This is a genomic window from Aeromonas sp. HMWF014, assembly GCF_963878295.1.
GTDB lineage: Bacteria > Pseudomonadota > Gammaproteobacteria > Enterobacterales > Aeromonadaceae > Aeromonas > Aeromonas popoffii.
Map to the genome: position 1 here is coordinate 48,847 of NZ_CAWNYS010000322.1, position 7,828 is coordinate 56,674.

Here is a 7,828-nt window from a genome sequence, read left to right on the forward strand (position 1 = left end):
TCAAGGAACCGCAAGATGACACTATTGACCGCCAGCTGCCTGTGTGGCGCCGTGGCCCTGAGCCTGCCCGACCAGTTCGACTACCTGGGCAACTGCCACTGCTCCGAGTGCCGCAAGTTCTCCGGTGCCGATTACGCCCCGGTCGGCGGGCTGGACGGTGACAAGGTCACGGTTACCCGTGGCGAAGAGGCCATCAGCCGCTTTCAGAAATCCCCCGAGACCACCCTCGCTTTCTGCCGCCACTGCGGCTCCAGTCTGTTCAGCCAGAAGCAAAGCAGCGGCAAGCTGAACCTGCGCCTCGGCATTCTCAACGAGGCGCCGACCCAACGACCCGGTTTCCACATCTTCGTCGGATCCAGGGCGCCCTGGCACGAAATCTGTGATGCGCTGCCGCAGTTCGAGGCCCGCCCCACCGTCTGACGTCGTTACCAACATGCCCTGAAAACGTCGTCTCCGGCGGCGTTTTTGCTGGCCTGTTCGGCGAATTGTCACCTATGGGTTAACTTTTCTGCCAAAGCCGTTAGAATCGGTTTCACTCTGTTTCCCGCTTGCCATCCACGGAGGAAAAATGCAGGAATTTCTGGCCACTAGCGAACGTCGGGCCGAACTGTACTGGTGGTTTGCCACCCTGTTTAGCGCCGAGCTCAGTGATGAACAGATCGCCGAATACGACAGCTACGATGTGCGAAGCTTCCTGAAGAGCCTCTCCACGCTGGATCCCATGCGCCCGGCCGTCACCGAACTCAACGAGGCCATCGCCCGCCTGCTGGTGCGCCCGGATCGGGCCCGAGCCCTGACCGCCGATTTCAAGGCGCTGTTTCTGGCCGCCCCCGCCGTTCAGCCTTATGAGTCCGCCCATCTGACGGTGGCATCCCTGGTGCGCATGCAAGAACGACTGGCACGGCTCGCCATCGACGTCGGCGCCAAGTACCCACAGCCGGTCGATCATCTGGGCGTCGAACTGGATCTGATGGGCAATCTCATTATACGCGCCGCCGAAGCCGCCAGTGCCGATCAGCGTGAATTGTGGCTCGGCGAGCAAGAAGCGTTGTTGCACACTCATCTGCTGGCCTGGTTCCCCCTTTTTGAGGCCGCCTGCCGCGCCGCCGATCCATTCGGCTTCTATGGCGCCAGCGCCCGCCTGCTGGGGGTATTCCTCACCATGGACGCCAACTACCTCAGCCTGGTCAAACCGGCCCGGTCCGCCGACTGAGCCGATGAAAACAGCCCTGTTACTGATCGCCTGCTGGCTGCTGGCCCTGATCCCACAGGAGCAGGGTCTGACCCCCTTGATCAGCCTGCTGTTCAATCCGGATAGAGAGATCTACGGCACGGCCCAGCTCACTGGCTTTGGCGGCATACTGCTGACCCTCTATCTCGCCAATCTGGGGGTGGAAGTGGTGCTGCGCCGTCGTTTTCAGATAGCGGGCATGCTCACCCTGCTGGTCGCCTGGATAGACTTCATCAACGCCAGCGGCAGCGAGGCCCACTGGCTGCTGTTGATCGCCCTCTCCCTGCCCTTCCAAGTGCTAGGCCTGCTGGTGCTGGTGCGCGGCATTCAGGCATTCGGTCGCCAGAAGGGCTGAAAAACCGCCAAAAGTATTACAAATCATGACAGCCGGATCCGAAGATCCCCCGCTATCGCAAGGCGGGTGTGACGAACGACGGTAACATCCGCTTACATTCAGCTCCCATTCAGTTTTGTTGCAACCGTTATAGTGCCGCTCCTTTTCCACCGATACAGGAGCAACCCCATGCCTCCACAGGACGCACGCATCACGGGTCTCGACCTGTTGCGAGGGCTCGTCATCTTCATGGCCGTCTTCGAACACTACACCGGCTACCTCAACTACTGGTATATCGACTTCTTCAACCGGGAACAGGCCCTGTGGGACAGCTTCTATCTGTCGCACAAGGCCATGGCTGGCCATCTGCTGCCCATGGATCACACCACGGCACAGGTCTCGGCCTGGCTCATTCCCTGGGTGAGCCAGATCTATCTGGCCCTCGCGGCCTTCAACCTGAGCCGTCGCGATCAAGCCAGCTTCAAACCGCAGCTGGCCGGCAAGCTGGTGCTGTTTGCCAGCATCATTCTGGTGCTCTATGTCGAGGGACTGGTCATAGCCCCCAACTTCGGCGAGGCCATCTCTTTCTATCCGGTCATGCTGTGGATGTGCCTGCTGGCGCTCTTCTCGCTGGTCTACGCCTGGTTCGGTATGCGCGGCATGCTGCTGCTGACCCTGCTCAGCCTGCTGCTGGATCAACTCGGCGTGCAGACCCTGCTCGGCCACATCGACAGCTGGATGAAGCTGCATGTGCACCCTGACTATGAGCTCGATGCCCGCCTCGATCTCTTCATGGCCAGCGGCTGCTTCGGCTTCCTGTATGGCTGGTGCTGGCATCAGCGTCCCCAGTGGCGGGATCGCCTCAACGGCCTGGTGCTCACCCTCTCTCTCATCGCCCTCGCTGTTTACCTTGTGTTTGGCGAGCGCAGCTCCGTCGAACTCAACGACATCTATGCCAACGAGCATGAGCTGGCGATGGACATGACGGGCCGCGCCGGGATCTGGGGCATGGAGTTTCTGGTGATCGGTGTCGTGCTCTGGTTGCATCAGCGCAACATCCGCCTGTGCTGGCGCCCGCTCAACTGGATAGGCATGTATTCGCTGACCGTTTTCATCTTCCACAAGAGCATCTTCGTGCACCTGTGGGGCCCCTTGCTGCTGTGGTGGACCGCTCGCCAGGGCACCATATTGCCCAACAGCTTCGGCCTCATCATGGCACTCAGTGCCACCAGCGTGTTTCTTATCTACGCCTTCCAGCGCTCCGGTATCATCTGCCACCTGATGGGCATGCATCAAGACAGAGACTGGCTGCGGCTCTATGGCAAGTAGCCGTCGCTGGCTACTACTGGCCCCGGCACTCGCATTGCCCCTGTCTGCCAAGGAGCCGGACAACCTGTGGCAAGTGGGCAGCCAGTGGCAGCTCGGCAGCAATCAGGCCGGGGGCAGTGCCGACGCCAGCATGCAGCTCTGGCTCACCCATGAACGGGAGACCCTGGTTGGCCTGATCTTTGCCGATGGACAGAGTGCGGGACTGGCCTTGCCGCTCTACCAAAAGAGCTTCCTCGCCGTGGGGGTCAGCCCCATGCAGGTGGTCGATCGCACTCGTTTCAGCGCGCTCTGGCGCCTCGGCTGGCAGTTGGATGAGGATCATCAGCTGACCCTGGGCCAGCTCCATGATGTCACCGGTCGCTATGGCCAGATCTGGTATATGGAGCACAGCCTGCCGCTGCCGGCCGCCCTCTCCCTCAACCTCTGGCTAACGCGGGGCAGTCAGGCTCACATGGCAGCTTATGATGCCAACGCGGGTTGGCGGGACTGGGGGCTCACGCTCGAGCGCAGCTGGGCCTGGCAGCAGTGGCGACTGGGCACTGAGCTAGGGGCCAAGCAGTGGCTGATCAAGGAGCATGACTGGCAGCCGGTGGTGAGCCTGACCCTGAGCTATCGCTTCCACTGGTAGCGCCCCCACCACTCCACCTTTGATAAACCAACCCCTGAACACGTCAGGCACCAGAGAGGGGGCACATACAGCCCCTCTCTCTTCCCTCCAAAGCGCTTCATGCCATACTGATAACACCTTAAATGACAATAAAGTCAATTCAGGAACCATCATGTGCGAAGAGACATCCGAATTCATGCCTGCCTCACCAAAAACAGGTCATATGAATCCAAATGAACTGCAGCAACTGTTCGAGCTGGCACCGTTTGGCATAGGTGTGTTCGACCGCCATTTTCGCTGCCGCAGCGTCAATCAGACACTCGCCGATATCAACGGCCTCTCCCGTGAGGATCACTACGGCAAATACTTGCGTGAGATATTGCCGACTCTGGCGCCAGTGCTGGAACCCCTGTTCCAGCAGATCATCAGCAGCAGCGTCCCCCGGGTGACGCTGAGCCTGAGTGGTCAGACAAAGACGCATCAGGGCCAGCAACGGCACTGGCAGGCCATTTACAGCCCCATGCGGGATGAGCAGGGCACACCTGACGGCATCCTGACCATAGTGCGGGATGTGACCGAGCTGGTCGAGGCGCAGCAACGGCTGCAACTGGCCATGAGCGCCGGCCAAGTCGGGGTCTGGGAGTGGTATGTGACAGAGGATCGGCTGCAATTTGATGGCCAGGTTGAGCGTCTGCTCGGGACGCAGGCCCATCAGTTTGAAGGGGGAATGGATCAGTTCATCAAGCGCTTCGACCCGGTCTCGGGGGAGCAACTCAGATCGGCGCTCAAAGGCACGGCCCCCCTTCATCTGACCTTGAGCTATCTGGGGCCCGATCAGGTGCGGGGCTGGATCGATCTTCACACCCTTCACGTGGCGACCCCCGACAGTCTGGGGCACCGCATCATGGGGGTGATCCACGACGCGACCGATCGTTGCATTCAGGAAGACCAGCTGCGCCAGGCCAATGTGGTATTCGAAACCACGGCCGAGGGCATCATCATCATGGATGGCCAGCGCCAGATCATCTCGGTCAACCCGGCCTTCTGCAACATGACCCAATATGAAGCGAACGAGGTCGTGGGCAAGTCGCCGGAATCCATCATGCATCCGCGCAGCCATACCGGTATCGACTACCCCTGGCATACCCTGCAGCCCGGCAGCCATGCCTGGCACGGGGAGATGATATGCCTGCGCAAGGATGGCGGCTACTTCACCTCCTGGCAGCACGTCAGCGCCATCTACGACAATCGCCACAACATCACCCACTACGTGATCGCTTTCTCCGACATCAGCGCCATCCGCAAGGCCGAGGCACAGCTCAATCACCTCGCCTATCACGATCCCCTGACCGAGCTCGGCAACCGCAACCTGTTGCAGGAGCGGCTCGAACTGGAGATCAAGACAGCCCAGCTCAACCGGCAGCGACTCGCCCTGCTGTTCATCGACCTGGACGGCTTTAAGCTAATCAATGACAACCTGGGCCACAGGGCAGGGGATCAGCTGCTCAAGCTGCTGGCCGAACGCATCCGCCTCTGCCTGCACCACAACGACGTTGCCACCCGGCTCGGTGGAGATGAATTTCTGGTGCTGATCCCCTATTTCGAGCAGCAGGAAGAGCTGGAACGGCTCGCCGATCAGCTGCTGGCCCGCCTGCGCGAGCCGGTCGAGCTGGCACACGAGCAGGTCGCCGTCTCCGCCAGCATCGGCATAGCCCTCTACCCTGAACACGCCCAGAACCCGGATGCCCTGGTCAGCGCCGCCGACAACGCCATGTATGAGGCCAAGAGCCGGGGCCGCAACGGCTATCTGTTCTACACCCCCGACATGGCCGAGCAGCTCCGTGAGCGAATGAGCATGGAGCAGGGACTGATCAAGGCCATAGAACAGCATCAGCTCTGCATCATGTACCAGCCACTGACGGACCTGAACAGCAACCGCCTGAGCGGGCTGGAGGCTCTACTGCGCTGGCAACATCCCAACGAGGGCATGATAGCCCCCGCTCGCTTCATCCCGGTGGCCGAGGAGTGCGGTCTGATAGAGCAGATTGGGGAGTGGGTGATGCGCACCGCCTGTCAGCAGGGACAGACTTGGCTGACGGCTGGCCTGGCGGTGCCACGGCTCTCGGTCAATGTCTCGGTGCGGGAGATGCGAACTCCTGGCTATGTGGAGCGGGTCGCCGCCATTCTGGCGGAAACAGGTTTCCCGCCGGATCGGCTGGAGATAGAGGTCACAGAGAGCATCATACAGCGGGTCGATCAGAGCATGCAGCTGTTCACCCGCCTGAAGGCGCTGGGGGTGCAGATCGCCATCGACGACTTCGGGACCGGCTTCTCATCCCTGAGCCTGCTGAAAAGTCTGCCCATCGATCGCATCAAGATAGACCGCACCTTCGTGCAGGCCCTACCGGATGACAAACACAGCCGGGAGTTGTGCCGTACCATCATCAACCTGGCAGACAGCCTGAACATGGCGGTCACCGCCGAGGGGATCGAAACCCAGGCTCAGCGCCAGTTTCTGCAATCCCTGCACTGCCAGGAGGGACAGGGCTATCTGTTCAGCCATCCCTTGACCGAGCCCCATCTGGCCGCTCAACTGGCCCCCAGCAAGGGGGTCTGGTGTTGAGCTGGGATAGAACCGGGCACATCACTTATTCGTTGAACGTCAACCCTAACTCTGTATCCCAAACCTCACTCCGGGCCTGATGCGAATCAGCCAGCAAGGCATCCTGAGGGTAACGTAAGTCGGGCTGTCGAAGCGTCACTGTCACCGGGGGCTTGCGCGCCAGAAATGCATTGCCCATCTGATCGGCAATACGCTCCCGCACTGCTGGCGAGCCGCCCTGCTCGCGAGTCACGGGGAACTCTTTGGGCTGGGGAGCAGCAAGCGCGGCTTCATCAACCAGCGTAGAGGCATCGGACTGCCAGAGGGCGGTGCAAAGGAGCAGGGACAACATAGCTATCTCCATCGATAAAACCGATGTTTTTACGCTATCACCGATGAGTTGTCACGAATGGCACTGTAAGTAACTGTTTCCATCTATCCAAAAGTCTAATTGCCCTCCCTCGCCAAAGGTATAAGTTGTTACTTAATCATTACAAGAATGTATTAAAAGGAGTGACACATGAGCGAGAGCAAGGTCTACCCGATCAAGGCCCACATCAGCAAGGACGCCCTGTTGGACAAGGCAGGCTACGAGGCCATGTACCAGGCCTCGGTGCAGGATCCGGATGCCTTCTGGGGTGAGCAGGGAAAGATCCTCGACTGGATCAAGCCCTATACCAAGGTCAAGAACACCTCCTACGACCCGGGCCACGTCTCCATCAAGTGGTATGAAGATGGCCTGCTCAACGTCTCGGCCAACTGCCTGGATCGCCATTTGGCACAGCGCGGTGACAAGGTCGCCATCATCTGGGAAGGGGATAACCCCGCCGAAGATCGCAAGCTGACCTACCGCGAACTGCACAGCGAAGTGTGCAAGTTTGCCAACGTCTTGAAAGCACAGGGTGTACATCGGGGTGACGTGGTCTGCCTCTATATGCCCATGGTGCCGGAAGCCGCCATCGCCATGCTGGCCTGTACCCGTATCGGCGCCGTGCACAGCATCGTCTTCGGCGGCTTCTCGCCGGAGGCCCTGGCCGGTCGCATCATAGACTCCGGCTCCTCCATCGTTATCACGGCCGACGAGGGGCTGCGTGGCGGCCGCCCGGTCCCGCTCAAGAAGAATGTGGATGAAGCGCTCACCAACCCGGATACCCAGGTCAGCAAGGTGATAGTGCTCAAGCGCACCGGCGGCAAGGTCGCCTGGCATGGCCACAGGGACATCTGGTGGCACGAAGCCATCGCGACCGTCAGCGCCGACTGCCCGCCCGAAGCCATGGGTGCCGAAGATCCCCTGTTCGTCCTCTACACCTCAGGCTCGACCGGCAAGCCCAAGGGCGTGCTGCACACCACAGGCGGCTATCTGGTCTATGCCACCCTCACCTTCAAGTACATCTTTGACTACCACGAGGAGGACATCTACTGGTGTACCGCCGACGTGGGCTGGGTCACGGGCCACTCCTATCTGGTCTACGGGCCGCTCGCCAACGGCGCCACCACCATCATGTTCGAAGGGGTGCCCAACTACCCGGCCACCAACCGCATGAGCCAGGTGGTGGACAAGCACCAGGTCTCCATCCTCTACACGGCACCGACGGCGATCCGCGCGCTCATGGCCAAGGGCCGGGATGCGGTCGAGGGCACCTCTCGCCAGAGCCTGCGCATCATGGGCTCCGTGGGTGAACCCATTAACCCGGAAGCCTGGGAGTGGTACTACCGCACCATAGG

Annotated in this window: 8 protein-coding genes; 7 read left to right on the plus strand and 1 reads right to left on the minus strand. The window is 60.6% G+C overall.

The annotated features are described in order from the left end of the window. The first annotated feature begins 15 nt into the window (after positions 1-15). From AAC083_RS13730 to AAC083_RS13755, 6 genes are all read left to right on the plus strand, one after another. Positions 16-420, plus strand: a complete 405-nt coding sequence (locus tag AAC083_RS13730) for a GFA family protein (RefSeq protein WP_042035833.1) — start codon at positions 16-18, stop codon at positions 418-420. A 148-nt stretch (positions 421-568) separates the two neighbouring features. Continuing rightward, positions 569-1,213: a molecular chaperone TorD gene (gene torD / locus AAC083_RS13735; protein ID WP_108536881.1), complete on the plus strand. Its 645-nt coding sequence runs from the start codon at positions 569-571 to the stop codon at positions 1,211-1,213. Between the two features lie 4 nt (positions 1,214-1,217). Then, positions 1,218-1,586, plus strand: coding sequence for a hypothetical protein (locus AAC083_RS13740; RefSeq protein ID WP_108536882.1), 369 nt, complete (start codon positions 1,218-1,220; stop codon positions 1,584-1,586). A 168-nt stretch (positions 1,587-1,754) separates the two neighbouring features. Further along, positions 1,755-2,894 carry a hypothetical protein gene (locus AAC083_RS13745; RefSeq protein WP_042035836.1) on the plus strand — a complete coding sequence of 380 codons (1,140 nt, stop codon included), beginning with the start codon at positions 1,755-1,757 and terminating at the stop codon, positions 2,892-2,894. Further along, positions 2,884-3,522: a hypothetical protein gene (locus AAC083_RS13750; RefSeq protein ID WP_108536883.1), complete on the plus strand. Its 639-nt coding sequence runs from the start codon at positions 2,884-2,886 to the stop codon at positions 3,520-3,522. Before AAC083_RS13745 ends, AAC083_RS13750 begins: the two co-directional genes overlap by 11 nt. A gap of 151 nt (positions 3,523-3,673) precedes the next feature. Further along, positions 3,674-6,124: a sensor domain-containing protein gene (locus AAC083_RS13755; RefSeq protein WP_108536884.1), complete on the plus strand. Its 2,451-nt coding sequence runs from the start codon at positions 3,674-3,676 to the stop codon at positions 6,122-6,124. Positions 6,125-6,149: 25 nt separating this feature from the next. On the opposite strand, the gene AAC083_RS13760 is transcribed toward AAC083_RS13755, so the two are convergent. After that, positions 6,150-6,455: a hypothetical protein gene (locus AAC083_RS13760; protein ID WP_108536885.1), complete on the minus strand. Its 306-nt coding sequence runs from the start codon at positions 6,453-6,455 to the stop codon at positions 6,150-6,152. 168 nt (positions 6,456-6,623) lie between these two features. Here AAC083_RS13760 and AAC083_RS13765 point away from each other — a divergent pair. Further along, the coding region (locus AAC083_RS13765) for an acetate--CoA ligase (protein ID WP_146181672.1) at positions 6,624-7,828 on the plus strand (1,205 nt) is incomplete at its 3' end.